Source organism: Thiomonas sp. TH-17, from assembly GCF_057473305.1.
Window position 1 is genome coordinate 1 of sequence record NZ_JBYCKI010000286.1, and the last position, 18,566, is coordinate 18,566.

Annotated in this window: 18 protein-coding genes and 2 riboswitches; of the genes, 13 read left to right on the forward strand and 5 right to left on the reverse strand. The window is 61.8% G+C overall.

Translation table 11 applies throughout. The features are described 5' to 3' along the window. Positions 1-1,022, reverse strand: a 1,022-nt coding sequence (gene lptF, locus AC2VLV_RS16000; RefSeq protein ID WP_486990921.1) for an LPS export ABC transporter permease LptF, incomplete at its 3' end; no start/stop codon positions are given. An 88-nt stretch (positions 1,023-1,110) separates the two neighbouring features. Between lptF and AC2VLV_RS16005 the strand changes: the two genes are divergently transcribed. The 4 genes from AC2VLV_RS16005 (at position 1,111) to AC2VLV_RS16020 (ending at position 4,793) form a co-directional block, all read left to right on the forward strand. Continuing rightward, positions 1,111-2,574: a leucyl aminopeptidase gene (locus AC2VLV_RS16005; RefSeq protein WP_486990922.1), complete on the forward strand. Its 1,464-nt coding sequence runs from the start codon at positions 1,111-1,113 to the stop codon at positions 2,572-2,574. A gap of 33 nt (positions 2,575-2,607) precedes the next feature. Further along, positions 2,608-3,033, forward strand: coding sequence for a DNA polymerase III subunit chi (locus AC2VLV_RS16010; protein ID WP_486990923.1), 426 nt, complete (start codon positions 2,608-2,610; stop codon positions 3,031-3,033). Continuing rightward, positions 3,030-3,392 (forward strand): hypothetical protein, encoded by a 363-nt coding sequence (locus AC2VLV_RS16015; protein ID WP_486990924.1) that lies wholly within the window; start codon positions 3,030-3,032, stop codon positions 3,390-3,392. Before AC2VLV_RS16010 ends, AC2VLV_RS16015 begins: the two co-directional genes overlap by 4 nt. 264 nt (positions 3,393-3,656) lie before the next feature. Continuing rightward, complete coding sequence (locus AC2VLV_RS16020; protein ID WP_486990925.1) at positions 3,657-4,793, forward strand: branched-chain amino acid ABC transporter substrate-binding protein; 1,137 nt, start codon at positions 3,657-3,659, stop codon at positions 4,791-4,793. 229 nt (positions 4,794-5,022) lie between these two features. Here the strand turns inward: AC2VLV_RS16020 and AC2VLV_RS16025 are convergent, their stop codons facing one another. Then, positions 5,023-5,349 (reverse strand): c-type cytochrome, encoded by a 327-nt coding sequence (locus tag AC2VLV_RS16025; protein WP_486990926.1) that lies wholly within the window; start codon positions 5,347-5,349, stop codon positions 5,023-5,025. Between the two features lie 196 nt (positions 5,350-5,545). On the opposite strand from AC2VLV_RS16025, the gene AC2VLV_RS16030 reads away from it, so the two are divergent. The 6 genes from AC2VLV_RS16030 (at position 5,546) to AC2VLV_RS16055 (ending at position 13,194) form a co-directional block, all read left to right on the forward strand. Beyond that, positions 5,546-5,797, forward strand: coding sequence for a TIGR04438 family Trp-rich protein (locus AC2VLV_RS16030; protein ID WP_486990927.1), 252 nt, complete (start codon positions 5,546-5,548; stop codon positions 5,795-5,797). A 33-nt stretch (positions 5,798-5,830) separates the two neighbouring features. Next, positions 5,831-5,927: riboswitch (glycine riboswitch) on the forward strand. Positions 5,928-5,930: 3 nt separating this feature from the next. After that, positions 5,931-6,041, forward strand: a riboswitch (glycine riboswitch). A gap of 92 nt (positions 6,042-6,133) precedes the next feature. Then, the gene (gene gcvT, locus AC2VLV_RS16035) at positions 6,134-7,294 is read left to right on the forward strand and encodes a glycine cleavage system aminomethyltransferase GcvT (protein WP_486990928.1); all 1,161 of its coding nucleotides are present in this window, start codon (positions 6,134-6,136) and stop codon (positions 7,292-7,294) included. Between the two features lie 94 nt (positions 7,295-7,388). After that, positions 7,389-7,763, forward strand: coding sequence for a glycine cleavage system protein GcvH (gene gcvH / locus AC2VLV_RS16040; RefSeq protein WP_486990929.1), 375 nt, complete (start codon positions 7,389-7,391; stop codon positions 7,761-7,763). Between the two features lie 26 nt (positions 7,764-7,789). Next, positions 7,790-10,669, forward strand: a complete 2,880-nt coding sequence (gene gcvP / locus AC2VLV_RS16045; protein WP_486990930.1) for an aminomethyl-transferring glycine dehydrogenase — start codon at positions 7,790-7,792, stop codon at positions 10,667-10,669. Positions 10,670-10,679: 10 nt separating this feature from the next. Further along, positions 10,680-11,750, forward strand: coding sequence for a threonine aldolase family protein (locus AC2VLV_RS16050; protein WP_486990931.1), 1,071 nt, complete (start codon positions 10,680-10,682; stop codon positions 11,748-11,750). A gap of 13 nt (positions 11,751-11,763) precedes the next feature. Next, a complete protein-coding gene (locus AC2VLV_RS16055; RefSeq protein WP_486990932.1) occupies positions 11,764-13,194 on the forward strand; it encodes an L-serine ammonia-lyase in 1,431 nt (476 codons plus the stop codon). A 28-nt stretch (positions 13,195-13,222) separates the two neighbouring features. Here AC2VLV_RS16055 and AC2VLV_RS16060 read toward each other — a convergent pair whose 3' ends face one another. The 3 genes from AC2VLV_RS16060 to AC2VLV_RS16070 form a co-directional block, all read right to left on the reverse strand. Beyond that, positions 13,223-13,615, reverse strand: coding sequence for a hypothetical protein (locus tag AC2VLV_RS16060; RefSeq protein ID WP_486990933.1), 393 nt, complete (start codon positions 13,613-13,615; stop codon positions 13,223-13,225). Between the two features lie 160 nt (positions 13,616-13,775). Next, positions 13,776-14,087: a hypothetical protein gene (locus tag AC2VLV_RS16065; protein WP_486990934.1), complete on the reverse strand. Its 312-nt coding sequence runs from the start codon at positions 14,085-14,087 to the stop codon at positions 13,776-13,778. 69 nt (positions 14,088-14,156) lie between these two features. Further along, positions 14,157-15,443, reverse strand: a complete 1,287-nt coding sequence (locus AC2VLV_RS16070; protein WP_486990935.1) for a hypothetical protein — start codon at positions 15,441-15,443, stop codon at positions 14,157-14,159. 607 nt (positions 15,444-16,050) lie between these two features. On the opposite strand from AC2VLV_RS16070, the gene rfbB reads away from it, so the two are divergent. The 3 genes from rfbB to AC2VLV_RS16085 form a co-directional block, all read left to right on the forward strand. Next, positions 16,051-17,115 (forward strand): dTDP-glucose 4,6-dehydratase, encoded by a 1,065-nt coding sequence (gene rfbB / locus AC2VLV_RS16075; protein WP_486990936.1) that lies wholly within the window; start codon positions 16,051-16,053, stop codon positions 17,113-17,115. Continuing rightward, a complete protein-coding gene (gene rfbD / locus AC2VLV_RS16080; protein WP_486990937.1) occupies positions 17,112-18,038 on the forward strand; it encodes a dTDP-4-dehydrorhamnose reductase in 927 nt (308 codons plus the stop codon). The genes rfbB and rfbD overlap by 4 nt, the downstream gene beginning before the upstream one ends. An 8-nt stretch (positions 18,039-18,046) precedes the next feature. Continuing rightward, on the forward strand, positions 18,047-18,566 hold a 520-nt coding region (locus tag AC2VLV_RS16085; RefSeq protein WP_486990938.1), incomplete at its 3' end, for a sugar nucleotidyltransferase.

The window sequence follows — 18,566 nt, forward strand, 5'->3', positions numbered from 1 at the left end:
AAGCCGCTGGTAAATCCCACCCGGCCTTCGCTGATCCAGCCTTGCAGCACATTGAGCAGGTTGAAATAAATCAGATAGACCAGGATGGCGCTGATCAGGCTGCCCGCGCGCCCGGTACGCACCGAGCCCGAGGCCAGCGGCAGTGCCATCAAGGCCAGCAGGGCCGCAGACAGCGGCACGCCAAGCCGCCAAGACAGCTCGCCCAGCCAGTTGGGAATGGCGGGGTTGAACAGATACTCGGTGGGCACGTTGCGGTTGGGCTGCGTGAGCCAGTTGACCGGCCCGGTTTTGTTATCCGCCACATTGCTCAGGCCCGTGGTGGCATCGAGCCGCATATCCAGCGAATCGAAGGAGGTGATGGTGTAGTTGGCCTGCCCCGGCGTATGCGCATAGCGGTTGCCGTTGCTCAGCACCAGAAAGGGCTGCCCACCGATGCGCTGCACCTGCGCCGAGCGCGCCGTGATCAGCACCGTCTGCCCCGAGGTGTCATCGCGGATGAAGATGTCGTGTGCCACCCCCCCGGCCTGCGCGCCCTTGTCGATGAAAAACACCCGCTTGCCCGAGGCCGATTCGCGGAACTGCCCCGGCGCCACGCGCGAAATGTCCGAGCGTTGCTCGAAGCGGATGCGCAAGGCCGTGGACTGCTGGTTGGCCCAGGGCCAGGCAAACAGGGTGAGTGCGGCGATCAACAGCAAAATGGGCCAGGAAAAGCGCAGCACGCTGACCATCAACCGCAGCCGTCCCACCCCGGTGGTGCGCCAGATGGTCATCTCGGAATCGAGCCACATGCGGGTGAAGGTGAGCAGCACCGCCATAAACAACGACAGGGTGATGACGATCTGCAAATAGCTCAGCGCGGTCAGGCCGATGAGCAAAAACACATCCTGCGGGCTGGCCTGACCATCGGACGCCTGACCCAGAATGCGAATGAGCATCAGGGTGATGACCACGGTGAACAGCACGGTGAATGCGCCGCCGAAATTGCGGCTCATTTCACGGCGCAGGGTCAAATCGAGGAGCATGAGGAAAACGGGCGGCAGGGGCGATGTGGGGGGCGTAAAGCGAAGCGCGATGGAATAATGCAGCCACACTCACTCAGGAACCCTGAACATGAAATTCAGTATATCTGCCGTCAAAAAGCCGCTTCAGACCAAAACCGATGCCCTGGTGGTCTTCGTGCCCGAGGGCCGTGGCGCCAGCGGTCTGAACGATGCGGACGCGCTCGACAACTTGATCGCCCAACTGGCCGTGGATGGCGATTTCAAGGCCAAGCCGGGCAGCGTTCTGGCGCTGCACCGGCCTACCGCGGTCGCGGCGCGGCGTTTGCTGCTCGTGGGGCTGGCGGCCAAACCGGAATTGCGCGACTGGAAAAAGGCGCTGCAGGCCGCCGCCCAGATGCTCAAGACCTTGCCGGTCAAGCAGGCGCATCTGCTGTCGGTCAACGGCCTGGACACCTTGGCTGAACTGACGCCCACGGTGTTCTCCGAGGTGTTCTACCGCTTCGATGCGACGCGCAACGTCGAAGACGCCGAGACCCCTGCGCTCGAATCCATTCAGCTCTGCGCCGTGGGGGGCGATGCCGTGCCGGCTTCCGCGAAAGCCGCCTTGCAGCAGGCCGAGTCGGTCGCCGTCGGCGTGCGCCTCACGCGCGAACTCGCCAATCTGCCGGCCAATTTCTGCACGCCCACCTACCTCGCTGAAATGGCGAAAAAGATGGCCAAATTCCACGGGCTGGACTGCAAGGTGCTCGGGCGTCCGGAAATGGAAAAGCTCGGCATGGGTTCCTTTCTGGCCGTGGCGCAGGGCTCGGTGCAGCCGCCCCGGTTCATCGTGCTGGAATATCGCGGCGCGGGCAAGAAAGACGCGCCGCATGTGCTCGTCGGCAAGGGCGTGACCTTCGATACTGGCGGCATTTCGCTCAAGCCCGGCGCTGAGATGGACGAAATGAAGTTCGACATGTCCGGAGCCGCGTCGGTGCTGGGCGCGTTCGAGGCCATTGCCCGCATCAAGCCCAAGATCAACGTGGTCGGCCTGATCGCGGCTACCGAGAACATGCCTGATGGCGGCGCCGTCAAACCCGGTGATGTGGTGACCAGCATGTCGGGTCAGACCATCGAAATTCTCAACACCGACGCCGAAGGCCGTCTCATCCTCTGCGACGCGCTGACCTACGCCACGCGCTACAAACCGCAGTCGGTGGTGGACATCGCCACCCTCACCGGGGCCTGCGTGATTGCGCTGGGCAAGGTCAACAGCGGCCTGTTCACCGCAGACGACGCTCTGGCCAACGCGCTGCTCGAAGCCGGGCGCGCCACGCTCGATCCCTGCTGGCGCATGCCGCTTGAGACCGACTACGCCGATGCGCTCAAGAGCAATTTCGCCGACGTGGCCAATATCGGCGGGCGGCCCGCTGGCGCCATCACCGCAGCCTGCTTCCTGTGGCGTTTCGCGAAAGACTACCGCTGGGCGCACCTCGACATCGCGGGCACGGCCTGGAACAGCGGCGCCAACAAAGGCGCCACCGGTCGCCCCGTGCCGCTGCTGGTCAGCTACTTGCTGTCGCAGGCGAAATAAGCGTTGTCCGGCAACCCGTCGTCGCGCGCCATCATGTCCTGCTCGGTCGAGTTTCGTGTGAACCTGCCCGACCCGATGCGTTACGCCTGCGGGCTGCTGCGCACGGCGACGCAGCGCGGCGCTCGCGTGCTGGTGGCCGCGCCCGAGCCTTTTCTCACGGAACTCGATCAGTTGTTGTGGACTTTTCAGCCCGGCAGCTTTGTGCCGCATGTCTGGCAGGACGATCCGCTCGTCGAACAGACGCCGGTCATTCTGGCGCCCCAGCCCGATCTGCCCCGGGCCGGGCGGGTGACTGCCCTGGTGAATCTCGGCCCCGATCTGGTCAATGGCTGGGAGTCTCTGGAGCGGGTGATCGAACTCGTCAGTGAAAACGGGCCCGACAAGCCAGCCGCCCGCGAACGCCTGAGAGCTTATCGGGCCGCCGGGTTCGATCCCACCATCATCCCGTCCCGATCATGAATTCTGTGCCGCCCAACCCTGTCGTCCTGCCCGTGCTCACCGAGCGTCTGGAACCTGAGGATGCCGTGATCGAGGAAGACATTGTTGCCCCCCCGTTTGCGGTCCAGCCCTCGGCCTATGCGCAGGCGGTCTATCGCGGCCCCGAGCTTGCACAGTCTGCAGAGGTTCCGTTGCTGGAGGCGCCCGCCATCGACCTCGACGAACTCTGGCTACGCATCGCACCCGGAATGCAGCAGCAGTTGCTGGAGCTGGTTTACGCCGAGATGGATGCGCTGGCCCCCCAACTGGCCGCCAGACTGTTCGACACCCTCAAGCCCACCCTGCGCGCCTCGCTCGCCGAGGCGTTGAAGCAGGCCTAACCCAGATTGTCCATTAGGCGGGACTACGCCCCAACCCGCCGCGCCAGCATCCCGTGTCCTAATGAACTATCAGGGTTGAAACAATCGGGCTTGAACTGAAATAGTTTTGTCAAGCTGTCAACCCAAACGCCTGCAGGCACATTGCTTGCTAGTGTTGGGAAAGGCGATCTGTTCAAAAATCTGTAACTCAGTTAATGTATCGCCCTGTCAGATACAAGCTGACTTCACAACACAACACATGTCTTTCCTTTTGGAGGCTCATTCATGAAACTGAAATACGTCGCTCCGCTGCTGGCCCTGTCCATGGCTATTGGCACCGCTTACGCTGCAGACACCGTCACCGTCACCATCGGTAGCGCATCTCCCCTGTCTGGCCCGCAAGCCAGCTTTGGTCAAGACAACGCCAACGGCGTGAAAATGGCCGTCAAAGACCTGAACGCGCAGAACATCGTCATCGATGGCAAGAAGGTCGAGTGGAAGGTCGATGCCCAGGACGACCAGGCTGACCCGAAACAAGCCACCACCGTGGCGCAGAAGTTCGTCGATGAAAAGGTCAATGGCGTCGTCGGTCACCTGAACTCCGGCTGCACTTTCCCCGCTTCGCGTATTTACAACAATGCGGGCATCCCCGACATCACCCCGTCGTCCACCGATCCCAAGATTTCGCAACAAGGCTTCAAGACCTTCTTCCGCATCATCGCCAACGACAACGCGCTGGGCGCAGGTCTGGCCAACTATGCCAAGACCAAGCTGAAGGCCAAGACCGTCGCCGTGATCGACGACCGTACCGCCTACGGTCAGGGTGTGGCCGACGTGTTCGCCAAGACGGCCCAGAAAGACGGCATGAAACTGGTCGACCGCGAGTACACCAACGACAAAGCCACCGACTTCTCCGCCATTCTGACCAAGATCAAGGCTTCGCAGCCGGACATCATTTTCTACGGCGGCATGTATCCCCAGGCCGGCCCGCTGGTTCGCCAGATGCGTCAACTGGGCATCAAGGCCACACTGATGGGCGGCGATGGCATCTGCGCACCGGAACTGGGCAAGCTCGCGGGTGAAGCCGTTGCTGGCGTCACCTGCGCCGAAGGCGGCTCGCCGCTGAGCCAGATGCCGGGCGGCGAAGCCTGGAAGAAGCGCTATGACGCCGAGTTCGGCGCCAGTGCGTTCCAGCTTTATTCGCCGTACTCGTATGACGGCACCATGGTGCTGGCGCATGCGATGATGAAAGCCAAGTCAGTCGATCCGAAGAAGTATCTGCCCTTCATCCAGAACATCGACTACAACGGCGTGACCAAGAAGAATATCCACTTCACCAAGACCGGTGAGTTGGTGGACGCGACCATCACCATCTCGACGTTCGACAAGGACGGCAAGAAGAGTGTGGTTGCCGTGCAGTAACCTGGTGCGAGCAGACCGTCTGTTGCGGCAGCGGTCTATCAAACCCAAGCGCCCTTCGGGGCGCTTTTTTATGGGCGCCGACCCTGTCTGTGGGAGCGGCGCGCATAAAAAAACCGAGAGACCTTCCGGCATCTCGGCTTTTCAGCGCCGCAGACCTATCGATCTACGTCCTTCAAGGCAACACTAGAAACACTTGATATCGCGGGTGTCGCCTATGAATGCGTCTGAATTACTTCTTCAGCGTCAGAACCCACTCGGCCAGTTCCTTGGCTTGGGCGGGGGTGACTTGCGGGTTGGCGGGCATGGGCACCGGGCCCCACACGCCAGACACGCCGTGCAGGATGGCCTTGCTCAGGGTGTCAACCGCACCCGGCTTGCCGGCGTACTTGGCGGCGACTTCCTGGTAGGACGGGCCAACCAGTTTCTTGTCCACTGCGTGGCAAGCCAGGCAGTTCTTCGATTTGGCCAGAGCCAGCATGTCTTCAGCGGCGAAAGCCGATGACATGGTCATGGTGGCGGCAGCGGCCAGGGCAGCAGCGAAAACAGCTTTTTTCATTCCAGTCCTCCAGTAGGGTCAAACAAAACAGGTACAGCCAAGTAACGCATCTTAATCAATTCGGTTGACGCGCAGCGCAAGAAGTCAGCGAGAATTGCTCAGGCGTCACTTCAGATTGATTTCACGCAACACGCGCAGTGCAAATCGGTGTTTCCTTTTGTATCTTGTCGCTATTTCCTCTCATGGGTGCACTGTCATGGCGTTTGTCATTCTGGGTCTGATCTTTATCGTCCTCAAACTCCTGAGCATCGGGCCCGTGGCGGCCTGGTCTTGGTGGTGGGTGCTCCTGCCCCTGGCGCTGGCGTTCATCTGGTGGGAGATCATCGATCCCATGTTCAGCATCTCGAAAAAGCGGGCCATGGGCGACATGGCCGATCGACAGAAGGCCAGACGGCAAAAATATCGTGAAAGCCTGGGGCTGGGCGGCGGAGAGCGCCGAAAAAAATAATCTGCCCGAGCCTTTGCCGGGCTGCGATAAACTGTTTTCGTGTCAGGAGAGCGCTGCAATGTCATGCAGCCGCCGAAGGCGTAAGCCCTTACCGGGTGTACCGCTCAGGCAAAAGGACTGACCACACCGCAAGGTGTTCCTCACTGGAGAGTGGCGCTGAAACTGGGCGCTCACCGAAGGGGCAAGTCTGGCAACTCGGGTTCGCCGGATCAATCTCTCAGGTACCCAGGACAGCGAGGGGTTGACTGCTGTGTCTTGCGCCGCGATGGCAAGAGATGCGGCGCTCATTGGCGATCACCGGCGCCTTCAGGCGTCTCACCCCCCGCGAGAACCGACGTGTCCCACTCCGCAGCTTCCGAACTGATTCTTACTCCCCTGAACGCCCTGCACCTTGAGCTCGGTGCGCGCATGGTGCCGTTTGCCGGCTATGCCATGCCGGTGCAATATCCGAAGGGCATTCTGGCCGAGCACCTGCATACCCGGCAAAGCGCGGGGCTGTTCGACATTTCGCATATGGGGCAAGTGGCGCTGCGCGGCGATGGCGCCGCTGCGGCGCTCGAAACCTTGGTGCCCATGGACATCCAGGGGCTGCCCGAGGGCAAGCAGCGCTACGCCTTGTTCACCAATGAGCAGGGCGGCGTGCTCGACGACCTGATGGTGATTCCGCGGCAGCGTGCCGATGGTGTCGGGCTAGAGCTGTTCCTCATCGTCAATGCCGCTTGCAAGGCGCAGGATGTCGCCTTGCTGCAGACGCTCTCCGATCGCTGCGAAGTTGTGCCCTTGCCCGAGCAGGCCTTGCTGGCGCTGCAGGGGCCGCAAGCCGTGCAGACCTTCGCCCGTCTGGTGCCCGAGGCGGCCGACCTGGTGTTCATGACGGGTCGGTGGATGGATGTGTCGGCCGAGGGCGGGGCGATTCGCATTTTTGCCACGCGCAGTGGCTACACCGGGGAGGATGGACTGGAAATCTCGGTGGCCGCCGTCGATGCGCAGCGGCTTGCGCGTTTGCTGCTTTCACTGCCCGAGGTTGAGCCCATCGGTCTGGGCGCGCGCGACACCTTGCGGCTCGAAGCCGGGCTCTGTCTTTACGGTCACGATATCGACACCTCGACCACGCCGGTCGAGGCGGGGCTGACATGGGCGATCCAGAAGGTGCGGCGCAACGGCGGCGCGCGCGCCGGAGGATTTCCGGGCGCCGATCTTATTCTGGCGCAGATCGATCAGCCGAATCTCGCGCCACGGCGCCGCATCGGCCTCATCGGTCTGGACCGCACTCCGGTGCGCGAGGGCACGGAGCTGTTGGCCGCCGATGGCCGCGCTGCCGGCCGGGTGAGCAGCGGCAGCTTTGCGCCGAGCGCGGGCGGCCCCGTGGCGATGGCCTATGTCGCCGCTGAGTTTGCCGTTCCCGCGGGCACGCTATATGCCCAGGTGCGCGGCCGTGCCGTGCCCATGCAGTTGCAACCCATGCCGTTTGTGCCGCACCGCTATTGGCGCGGTTGATAACGCACTTGATTGCGCAGGTAACGGCGCGATTGAAGTCTTGATGCCTTGCCGCGTTTAATTTGATCTTCCTTTTTGATATCCGGAGTTTTCCATGAGCCTGAAATTCACCCCTGACCATGAATGGATTCGCGTCGATGCCGCTGGCGTCGCCACCGTGGGCATCACCCCCCATGCGCAGGATGCGCTCGGCGACGTGGTGTTCGTCGATCTGCCCGAAGTGGGCAAGTCCTACGCCGCACACGACACCGTGGGCGTGGTCGAGTCGGTGAAAGCGGCGGCCGATGTGTTCAGCCCGGTTTCGGGCGAGGTCACCGAGGTCAACGAAACGCTGCGCGCCGATCCGTCGCTGGCCAACACCGACCCGCAAGATAGTGGCTGGTTTTTCCGCATCAAGCTGTCTGATCCGACCCAGCTCGACGGCCTCATGGACGAAGCCGCCTACGCCGAACTGCTCAAGAACGCCTGAACACACCTGCCTTTCCGGAGATACGCATGTTGATGTCCACCCAACCCGCGCTGCGCGATCTTGAAGACGCGCAGGCCTTCCAGCGCCGTCACATCGGCCCCGACACGGCAGAGCAGCAGCACATGCTGTTGGCGCTGGGCGCTGAAGATCTGTCGGGTCTGATGAGCGCGGTGATTCCATCGGCCATCCGCCGCCAGCAGGCGTTTGATTTGCCGGCGGCCATCGACGAAGCTCAGGCGCTGAGCGAGTTGCGCGGCATCGCCAGCGGCAACCGGGTGATGCGCAGCTATATCGGCCAGGGCTACTACAACGCGCTGATGCCCGGCGTCATCCAGCGCAACGTGCTGGAGAACCCGGCCTGGTACACCGCGTACACGCCGTATCAGCCGGAAATCAGCCAGGGGCGGCTGGAAGCGCTGCTCAATTTCCAGACCCTGGTGGCCGATCTCACCGGCATGGACGTGTCGAACGCCTCCATGCTCGACGAGGCCACCGCCGCCGCCGAGGCCATGACCCTGGCGCTGCGTTCGAGCAAGAGCAAGTCGCAGCGCTTCTTCGTCGCTGACGACGTGCTGCCGCAAACCCTCGAAGTGCTGCACACCCGCGCCGCGCCGCTGGACATCGAGGTTGTTACCGGCGCGGTAGACGATGCGCTGGAAGGTGAGTATTTCGGCGTGCTGCTGCAATACCCGGGCGTGGACGGCACCGTGCGCGACGACCGCGAACGCATCGCCGCGCTCAAGGCCAAAGGCGTGCTGGTTGTGGTGGCGGCCGATCTACTGGCGCTCACCCTGCTGATGTCGCCGGGTGAGCTCGGGGCCGACATCGCCTGCGGCACGACCCAGCGTTTCGGTCTACCGCTAGGTTTGGGCGGCCCGCACGCCGGTTATCTGGCGGTGCGCGACGCGCTCAAGCGCTCGATGCCCGGCCGCCTCGTCGGCGTCAGCCAGGACGCGCATGGACAACCGGCTTACCGCCTAGCGCTGCAGACCCGCGAACAGCACATCCGCCGCGAAAAAGCCACGAGCAATATCTGCACCGCCCAGGTGCTGCCCGCCGTGCTGGCCAGCATGTACGCGGTTTATCACGGCCCCGAGGGGCTCAAGCGCATCGCCCAGCGGGTGCATGCCTACACCGTATTGCTGGCGAAAGGGCTGGAGCAGATCGGCCTGCCGGTGCTCAATGCCCAGTTCTTCGACACCCTGACGGTGCACACCGGCGCGCGCACTGAAGATGTGCATGCCGCCGCACTGGCGCAGGGCATCAACTTCCGCCGCATTGGCGCGCAGCATGTCGCGGTGTCGCTGGACGAAACCGTCACTCGCGCCGATCTGGCCGACATCCTCGCCTGCTTTGGCGTGAGGCAGTGTGACGCGCTGTTTGCCGCCGCCGAAAAAGGGGTGGCGCCGCGCTGGCCGCTCGATCTGGCACGATCCGGCGATTTGCTCAGCCATCCGGTGTTCCACCGCTATCACAGCGAAACCGAAATGCTGCGCTACCTGCGTCGCCTGGCCGACAAAGACATCGCGCTCGACCGCGCCATGATTCCGCTGGGCTCCTGCACCATGAAGCTCAACGCCACCAGCGAGATGACGCCCATCACCTGGCCGGAGTTCGCCGCCATCCACCCCTTTGCGCCAGCCGATCAGATTCGCGGCTACACGCAACTGGCTAAGCAACTCGAACAGTGGCTTTGCGCCGCCACGGGCTACGACGCCATGTGCCTGCAGCCCAACGCCGGGTCGCAGGGCGAGTACGCCGGGCTGCTGGTCATTCGCGCCTATCACGCCAGCCGGGGTGAAGGGCATCGCGATATCTGCCTGATTCCGTCTTCGGCCCACGGCACCAACCCGGCCTCGGCGCAGATGGCGGGCATGCGGGTGGTCGTGACGGCCTGCGACGCGCAGGGCAACGTCGATCTGGCCGATCTGCGCGCCAAGGCCGAGCAGCATGCCGACCAGCTCGCCGCGTGCATGATCACCTACCCGAGCACGCACGGCGTGTTCGAGACCGAAGTGCGCGCCATCTGCGACGTCATCCACCAGCATGGCGGGCAGGTGTATGTCGACGGCGCCAATATGAACGCGCTGGTCGGCCTGGCCAGCCCGCCCGAGTTCGGTGCGGATGTGTCGCACCTCAATCTGCACAAGACCTTCTGCATTCCGCACGGCGGCGGCGGCCCCGGCGTGGGGCCGATCGGCGTGCGCGCCCACCTCGCCCCGTTCCTGCCGGTGCATCGCGCTGCGGGAGTAGACCGGCCTGAAGCGGTGGGGGCAGTGAGCGCAGCGCCGCTGGGCAATGCCAGCGTGCTGCCGATTTCGTGGATGTATATGCGCATGATGGGCGCGGACGGGCTGACGCAGGCCAGCCGCGTGGCCATTCTGTCGGCCAACTACATCGCCGAAAAGCTCAAGGACCACTATCCGGTGCTCTACACCGGCGAGAACGGCCGCGTGGCGCACGAATGCATTCTCGACCTGCGTCCGCTGAAGGACGCCACGGGCATCAGCAACGAAGATGTCGCCAAGCGCCTGATGGACTACGGCTTCCACGCCCCGACCATGAGCTTCCCGGTGCCGGGCACGCTGATGATCGAGCCGACCGAAAGCGAGTCGCTCGCGGAACTCGACCGTTTCATCGACGCCCTGGTCGCCATCCGCGCCGAGATCGCCCGGGTGGAAAAAGGGGAATGGCCACGCGAGGACAATCCTCTGAAGGCCGCCCCGCACACCGCAGCGAGCGTGCTCGGCGCGGGCTGGACGCATGCCCACAGCCGCGAAGACGCCGCGTTTCCACGGACCGAGCTGCGGGCCAACAAATACTGGCCGCCCGTGGGCCGGGTGGACAACGCCTGGGGTGACCGCAACCTGCAGTGCGCCTGCCTGCCCATCAGCGACTACCAATAAAAGAAACACCATGCACACTCCTGAACTACGCCAGCATTTCGCCAGCGATAACTACGCCGGCATCTGTCCTGAAGCCCTGCACTGGCTGCTGCAGGCCAATGCCTCGGGCCATCAGCCGGCGTATGGCGACGATGGCTGGACGCACCGCGTCTCCGACCGGCTGCGCGAACTGTTCCAGACCGACTGTGATGTGTATTTCGTGTTCAACGGCACGGCGGCCAATTCGCTGGCGCTGGCGGCTATGTGCCAGAGCTATCACTCGGTGATCTGCACCCCGGTGGCGCATATCGAAACCGATGAGTGCGGCTGTCCGGAGTTTTTCTCCGGCGGTTCCAAACTGCTGATCACCGAGTCCGAAAGCGCGCAGGCGCGGCGCGGCAAGCTCACGCCCGAGGCCATCGACTTCCTGGCCACCAAGCGCAGCGACATCCATTCGCCCAAGCCCAAAGTCGTCTCCATCACCCAGTCCACCGAGCTGGGCACCGTCTACAGCGTTGAGGAGGTGCGCGCGATTGCCGCCATGGCCAAGCGCCACCATCTCAAGCTGCACATGGACGGGGCGCGATTCGCCAACGCCGTGGCCACGCTGGGCTGTCATCCGAGCGACATCACCTGGCGCGCCGGCGTGGACGTGCTGTGCTTCGGCGGCACCAAGAACGGTCTGCCCGTGGGCGAAGCCGTGGTGTTCTTCGACCGCGAACTGTCCGCCGATTTCGCCTGGCGCGTGAAGCAGGCCGGGCAGCTCGCCTCCAAGATGCGCTTCATCTCCGCGCCCTGGTTGGGCATGCTGGAAAACGACAACTGGCTGCGTCACGCCCGCCATGCCAACGCCATGGCGCAACGTCTTTATGCAGCAATTCACGCAGCTCCCGGCGTGAAGGTGATGCACCCGCCCGAGGCCAATGCGGTGTTCGCGCATCTGCCTCGTGCCGTCATCGATACCCTGCACGGCCAGGGCTGGCGCTTTTATGAATTCATCGCAGACGGCGGCTGCCGCCTGATGTGCGCCTGGGACACCACGCCGGAATCGGTCGATGCCTTCGCCGCCGACCTCATCGCGGCCTGCACGGCGCAGACCTAGCCGGAGAAATGTCATGGCCGTCTCAGTGTTCGATCTGTTCAAGGTAGGCATCGGCCCCAGCAGTTCGCACACCGTGGGGCCGATGCGGGCCGCGCGGCTGTTCGCCCTGCATCTGCAAAGCGGCCAACTTATGTCCCGCGTCGCCCGACTGGAATGCGCGCTGTATGGCTCGCTGGGCGCTACGGGCAAGGGGCATGGCAGCGACAAGGCCGTCATCCTCGGCCTGATGGGCGAACAGCCCGATACCGTGGACGTAGACGCCATTCCCGCGCGCATCGCGGCGCTGCAGACCACGCACCGGCTCGACCTGCTCGACACGCAAACGCTGGACTTCGATCCCGCGCGCGACATCGTGTTTTTCGCGCTCAAGCAATTGCCGCTGCATGCCAACGGCATGCAATTTTCCGCCCATGACGCTGCTGGAGCGCTGCTCGATCAGCGGATCTACTACTCCGTGGGTGGCGGCTTCGTGGTGAGCGAAGACGTCGCGGCCGATGGCGAAAAGCAAAAACGCATCGCGCCCGACACCACCGTGCTGCCCCTGCCTTTTCACAGCGGGGCAGAGCTGCTGGAACTCACGCGTGCGCACCAACTCAGCATCGCCGACGTCATGCGCCGCAACGAGCAGCATTGGCGCACCGATGCCGAAATCAACCGCGACCTGCAGCACATCTGGCAGGTCATGCAAGCCTGCGTCGCGCACGGCTGCGCCACCGAAGGCGAGCTGCCCGGCTGGCTGCATGTGCGGCGCCGCGCCCCAAAACTCTATCGCACCCTGAGCGGCGCGGACGGAGTTGCGCCAGCTGATGCCTCCACCCTGCCGACACCCTCAACGCCCCTGAGCGATCCGCTGCAAGTCATCGACTGGGTCAACCTCTTCGCCCTGGCCGTCAATGAAGAAAACGCCGCCGGCGGTCGCGTGGTCACCGCACCGACCAACGGCGCCGCGGGCATCATCCCCGCCGTGCTGCACTACTACGCCCGCTTCGTCCCAGACGCGAGCGAGGCGGGCGTGGCCGACTTCCTGCTCACCGCCGGGGCTATCGGCCTGCTCTACAAAGAAAACGCCTCGATCAGCGGCGCCGAGGTCGGCTGCCAGGGCGAGGTCGGCGTGGCCTGCTCCATGGCCGCCGGTGCGCTTTGCGCCGTCATCGGCGGCACGCCCGAACAGGTGGAAAACGCTGCGGAAATCGGCATGGAACACCACCTCGGCCTGACCTGCGACCCCGTCGGCGGACTGGTGCAAGTGCCCTGCATCGAACGCAACGCCATCGCTTCAGTGCAGGCCCTCAACGCCGCGCGCATGGCCCTGCACGGCGACGGCAGCCACATCGTCTCGCTCGATCAGGTCATCAAGACCATGCGTGAAACCGGCGCCGACATGCAGACCAAATACAAAGAAACCGCCCGCGGCGGCCTCGCCGTGAATATCGTGGAGTGCTGAATCCAAGAGAGGCAAAAGCTGTGGCCTACTACTTTTGCGCTGTAGGCGCAGCCCCCATTGCCGACGCAATTCCCTTCCGAACGGCATCCGTGTTCTCCATACGTCCTGGCGCGACGAATACCGGGAGGCTGTTTTCAATTCCAACTACTGCCGGGATGCCCATAATATTTGCCTGCTTGAAAAACGCACTCAGTGCGGGTGGTAATTTCCACCAAGGTGAAGGCCAGCGTACCCGAACGAATTGAATTGAAGTTCCGTAATCATTGCTCAAGGATTTGAAAGGACCGCCATCTACTGGCTCGCAGGCGGTACATTTTGGATCGGAACTGTCAAATAGAACGACTACCTTTGCATTTTTGTCGAGATAATTTTGGAATTGCTGCGGTGAAACATCAACGAATTCGGCGTTGGCGCAATTCAAAAGCACGGAAAAAGAAATGTAGATAGGAGGAAAGCTTTCGTCTTCATATTTATTTCCACTAACGTAGTGGGTTTTATTTGTTTGCAGGAATGGGATGGTGTGAACTGATGCGCTGGATTATATGCTCAACCTATGAGATTGAACGTTTTCACAAAGAAAGTCACCACGGCTCCAAAGACAAAAATATAAGGCCAAAATCTGACCGGGATGAAAAAAAGGAATGTTTCTTTTTGAGGATAATTTGTTTTCCAGTTTCTTTATCGATAAGCAATCTTCCTTTTTGCGATTTGACCCTGAGGTCAATCACCCAGCTCGCCAATGCAGAGAGTAAAAGAACCAGACTGATAGTCCAATGGCTTGACGAATAGAAATGCGGGCCAAAAATAGAATTTACTGAAATATTGACCAGAATTCCACTGATAAGCATGGCCAATGGAATCAATGCGCCTAAACCGCTCCATATCAACAACATAGTGAGGCCTTTCGTTGGCTGCTTGATCATTGAATAAAATAAGTATCACCGATTTTTTATTGACAAGCTTCATGGACTAATTGCTGTGCCATTGATGCTGCCTGAGGCCAGTTTCAACGTCGTGGTTGCTTGACTTGACGTCGTCACGGTCTGTACGTTGACGCCGGAACCCACTGCAATATCCAGAACGACCTGGTAATTTTCAGCGCTTAGCGCCGTATTCTGGTAGGCGTAGTTTGCAGTAAATTCGCAGACGTTGAATGTTCCAGCAGGAACCTGCACACTCTTCATGCCATTGAAGGTGGTGGTTACGGTTTGAGCCATGGGAGGAACTGCGTTCCCATTGCTGCTGATCGAAACGTTGTATTGATAACTCTGGCCCAATTTTGTTGTGAAATCAATGAAGCCATAATATGGAGAATAAGTTGTGGTGTAGCTGCCCATAACTGCAGAATATATTCCGCTTTGGTTGTTTTGGTCGATCAAGTAATTCGTTGTGGACGCGTTAATGCTGCCGCTTTCAGTTTCTTGATCTTGCCACGCAGATTGCCCATTTAAGTTGGTGGGCCCAGAAATGTTGTGTGTTTCCGTGATTGTGGATGAATTGCCCTGGCTATCGGTAGAGTCGTAAACCAGATTGATGGTGTTCCCGTTTTGCAGATATTTAGAATTGAAGCAGGAGGTCGCATCCGTTTGGCCCGAACTGCCGCCTGATCCGTTTGAGTTACTCGTGCCCGATGTGCCGCCGCTGCCCTGGGTAGTCGTTGCGGTACCGCTTAGGGTGTATGTTTCACCTTTGGTCGTGGGAAACTGCAATTGAAGGAGGTAGTTTCCCAGGTTGCCGAGTGCGATCGAATTGGTGCTAGGGACTGTGAGAGGGTAGGCGTCAAAAAATCCGTCGATACCCGTGCCATTTGTGACAAAGGTTTGCGTGACTGAATCGAACGTAGCGCCGTTTATGCCATATTGGCTGAGAACCTGCGTCAAGCTATTCTCGATTTTAGAAACAGCCATTTCATAAGTTGTGGAGAAGCTTGGGGAACTCATGGCCTGAAGAACCCCTGGAGGCGGAGCGCTTTGCGATGCTGTAGTAATGTCGAAGCTTATGTTGGCTAGTGCTAGTGCCGTATACAAATAAAAAGTCGTCAGGGGGGTGATATTTACTGTGCCCGATACGGTTTGTCCCGGGTTAGGGACGGACATAGATTCAAGCGGACTGCCGTTGGGGGTACCGCCAACGACTTCGAAAAGTAGTGTGTCGTCCTGACCGCACGTTCCTGTGCTGAGGGTGTAGGTGCCATCAGCTCGAGTCGTAGTTTGTCCGCATGTCTGGCCGGTCTTAGTGTCGATAGCCACGACTTGCATGTCCGCCAATGGTTTGCCATAGGCGGCTGTACCTGTGACCGTGGTTGACAGGGGTGCAGTCGAGTTGTCGCTTGTGCTGCTGCTCCCGCTCCCGCCCCCACAAGCGGCCAAGGCGAGTGCCAAAGTAGAGGCAACGACCAATCGCGATGCTCGAAGAGGGATGCAATGATGCGGTGCAAGGACGGGATGTCGCTTGGTGTGTGCCAGTAAGGGCATGATGGCGCTCCAGGGAAGGTGATCAAGGCGGTCGTCAATGGGGCGTGGCTGCAACCACGGGTGGTGCTCAGTCCCTCTTGTGTGCTTTTTTCAGTGAGGCTCGTGCGCAGCAGCACCAGGTCAATGGGGGTAGAACATCTGCTTGCACTAAGACCAAAATCGACGACAACGGACGACTAAAAAACCGTATTTATTGACATGTTCCGCATGCTAATTTGAAGAAGTTCTCATTTTTGTGAATTTATATGTGTTTTTGTGTAAAGCTCAGTACGAGCTGTTTGACTGTAGAGGCGACTTCATGCCGTGATCCAGCCATCGAGGTTTGAGGCCGTTCATCTGTGACAATGTCAGTATGAACAGGCTTCTCACCGGGTTTTAAATCATGATCTTCCTCACCGGAGCCGCCGGTTTCATCGGCGCCAACTTTGTGCACCACTGGCTGGGCCAGTCCGAAGAGCCCGTGCTCGTGCTCGACGCGCTCACCTACGCCGGCAATCTGGAGAGCCTGGCCAGCGTGCAGAGCGATGCGCGCTACCACTTCGCGCAGATCGACATCGGCGACCGCCCCGCAGTGGCCGCACTGCTCACCCAGCACCGCCCCCGCGCCCTCCTGCACTTCGCCGCCGAGAGCCATGTCGACCGCTCCATCCACGGCCCCGGCGACTTCATCCGCACCAATGTGCAAGGCACCTTCGAGCTGCTCGAAGCCACCCGTGCCTACTGGGCCGCGTTGCCCGCGCCCGAGAAAGCCGCCTTCCGCTTCCTGCACGTCTCCACCGACGAGGTGTACGGCAGTCTCTCGCCTACCGACCCCGCCTTTACCGAGACCACGCCCTACGCACCCAACAGCCCCTACAGCGCGAGCAAGGCAGCAAGTGACCACCTCGTGCGCGCCTGGCATCACACCTACGGCCTGCCGGTGCTCACCACCAACTGCTCCAACAACTACGGCCCCTATCAGTTCCCCGAGAAGCTCATCCCGCTGATGATCCACAACGCCCTGGCCGGCAAGCCGCTGCCGGTGTATGGCGACGGCCAGAACGTGCGCGACTGGCTGTATGTGGAGGACCACTGCCGCGCCATCGCCCGCGTGCTTGAAGCGGGCAGGCTGGGTGAGACCTACAACGTTGGCGGCTGCAACGAGGTGAAGAATCTCGATGTCGTCCACACCCTGTGCGACCTGCTCGATGCACTGCGCCCCAAGCAGGACGGCAGCAGCTACCGGGCCCAGATCACTTTTGTTGCCGACCGCCCCGGCCATGACCGGCGCTACGCCATCGACGCGAGCAAGATCGAGCGCGAACTGGGCTGGACGCCGCAGGAAACCTTCGCCACCGGCCTGCGAAAAACCGTGCAGTGGTATCTCGACAACCCGGATTGGGTGGAACACGTCACCAGCGGCGCCTACCGCCAGTGGGTCGGCAAGCAGTACGGGGCCGCAGCGTGAGCGCATCGTTCCCCGCGAACCCGCCGCGCATCCTGCTGCTCGGCGCAGACGGCCAGGTCGGCTGGGAGCTGCGTCGCGCCTTGCTGCCGCTGGGCGAAGTGCGGCCGCTGAACCGCACCCAAGCCGACCTTGGCGACCTCGATGCCTTGCGCGCCGTGCTGCAACGCGAGCAGCCTGACGTCATTGTCAACGCCGCCGCCTACACCGCTGTCGACAAGGCCGAGACGGAATCCGACCTCGCCCAGCGCATTAACGCCGACGCCCCGCTAGTGCTGGCCGACTACGCCGCTGCCCATGAGGCTTGGCTGGTGCATTTCTCCACCGACTATGTGTTCGACGGCACTAAGCCCGCGCCCGGCAGCTACACCGAGGCCGACACCCCCAACCCGCAAAGCGCCTACGGCCGCAGCAAGCTGGCGGGAGAACAGGCCATCACCGCCAGCGGCTGCCGCCACCTCATCCTGCGCACCTCCTGGGTGTACGCCGCGCGCGGCGGCAACTTCGCCAAGACCATGCTCAAGCTGGCGCAAGAGCGCGACAGCCTGCGGGTGATTGCCGATCAGTTCGGCGCACCCACCAGCGCCGAGCTGATTGCCGACACCACCGCGCTGATGCTGCACCGCCTGCGCACCGACCCGGCGTTTGCCGCACAGACCAGCGGCCTGTATCACCTCACCGCGCAGGGCAGCACCAGTTGGCATGGCTATGCGCAGTTTGTCATCGCCCGCGCCGCTGCGCGCGGCCTGCCGCTGCGCTGCGCGCCCGAACAAGTGCAGGCCATCACCACGGCAGACTACCCGCTGCCCGCCCCGCGCCCGGCCAACTCCCGGCTGGACTGCAGCAAACTCCAAACCACCTTCGGCCTGTTTCTGCCGCCCTGGCAGACCCAGGTGCAACGACTGATCGACGAACTTCCGCTGTGACTTCCGCTATGACCCAGCCCCGCAAAGGCCTCATCCTCGCCGGCGGCTCCGGCACCCGGCTCTACCCCGTCACCCAGGCGGTCAGCAAGCAACTGCTGCCGGTGTTTGATAAGCCGATGATTTACTACCCGCTGTCTGCGCTCATGCTCGCGGGCATTCAGGATGTGCTCATCATCTCCACCCCGCAGGACACCCCGCGCTTTGCCCAGTTGCTCGGCGACGGCAGCCAGTGGGGCCTGAACCTGCAATACGCGGTGCAGCCCAGCCCCGACGGCTTGGCGCAGGCCTTCCTCATCGGCCGCGACTTCATCGGCCATGCGCCCAGCAGCCTGGTGCTGGGCGACAACCTGTTCTGGGGCCACGACCTGCAAGCCTCGCTGAAAGAGGCCCATGCGCAAAGGGAAGGCGCAACGGTCTACGCCTATCACGTACACGACCCCGAACGCTACGGCGTGGTCGAGTTCGACACGACCGGCCGCGCCATCAGCATCGAAGAAAAGCCCGCCCAACCGAAGAGCAGCTACGCCG

Coding starts and splice junctions, on each gene's coding strand:
- AC2VLV_RS16005 (WP_486990922.1), top strand. CDS start 1,111: ATGAAATTCAGTATATCTGCCGTCAAAAAGCCGCTTCAGACCAAAACC.
- AC2VLV_RS16030 (WP_486990927.1), top strand. CDS start 5,546: ATGGCGTTTGTCATTCTGGGTCTGATCTTTATCGTCCTCAAACTCCTG.
- gcvP (WP_486990930.1), top strand. CDS start 7,790: ATGTTGATGTCCACCCAACCCGCGCTGCGCGATCTTGAAGACGCGCAG.
- AC2VLV_RS16065 (WP_486990934.1), bottom strand. CDS start 14,087: ATGTTGTTGATATGGAGCGGTTTAGGCGCATTGATTCCATTGGCCATG.
- AC2VLV_RS16050 (WP_486990931.1), top strand. CDS start 10,680: ATGCACACTCCTGAACTACGCCAGCATTTCGCCAGCGATAACTACGCC.
- gcvH (WP_486990929.1), top strand. CDS start 7,389: ATGAGCCTGAAATTCACCCCTGACCATGAATGGATTCGCGTCGATGCC.
- AC2VLV_RS16025 (WP_486990926.1), bottom strand. CDS start 5,349: ATGAAAAAAGCTGTTTTCGCTGCTGCCCTGGCCGCTGCCGCCACCATG.
- AC2VLV_RS16020 (WP_486990925.1), top strand. CDS start 3,657: ATGAAACTGAAATACGTCGCTCCGCTGCTGGCCCTGTCCATGGCTATT.
- AC2VLV_RS16010 (WP_486990923.1), top strand. CDS start 2,608: ATGTCCTGCTCGGTCGAGTTTCGTGTGAACCTGCCCGACCCGATGCGT.
- AC2VLV_RS16055 (WP_486990932.1), top strand. CDS start 11,764: ATGGCCGTCTCAGTGTTCGATCTGTTCAAGGTAGGCATCGGCCCCAGC.
- rfbB (WP_486990936.1), top strand. CDS start 16,051: ATGATCTTCCTCACCGGAGCCGCCGGTTTCATCGGCGCCAACTTTGTG.
- AC2VLV_RS16015 (WP_486990924.1), top strand. CDS start 3,030: ATGAATTCTGTGCCGCCCAACCCTGTCGTCCTGCCCGTGCTCACCGAG.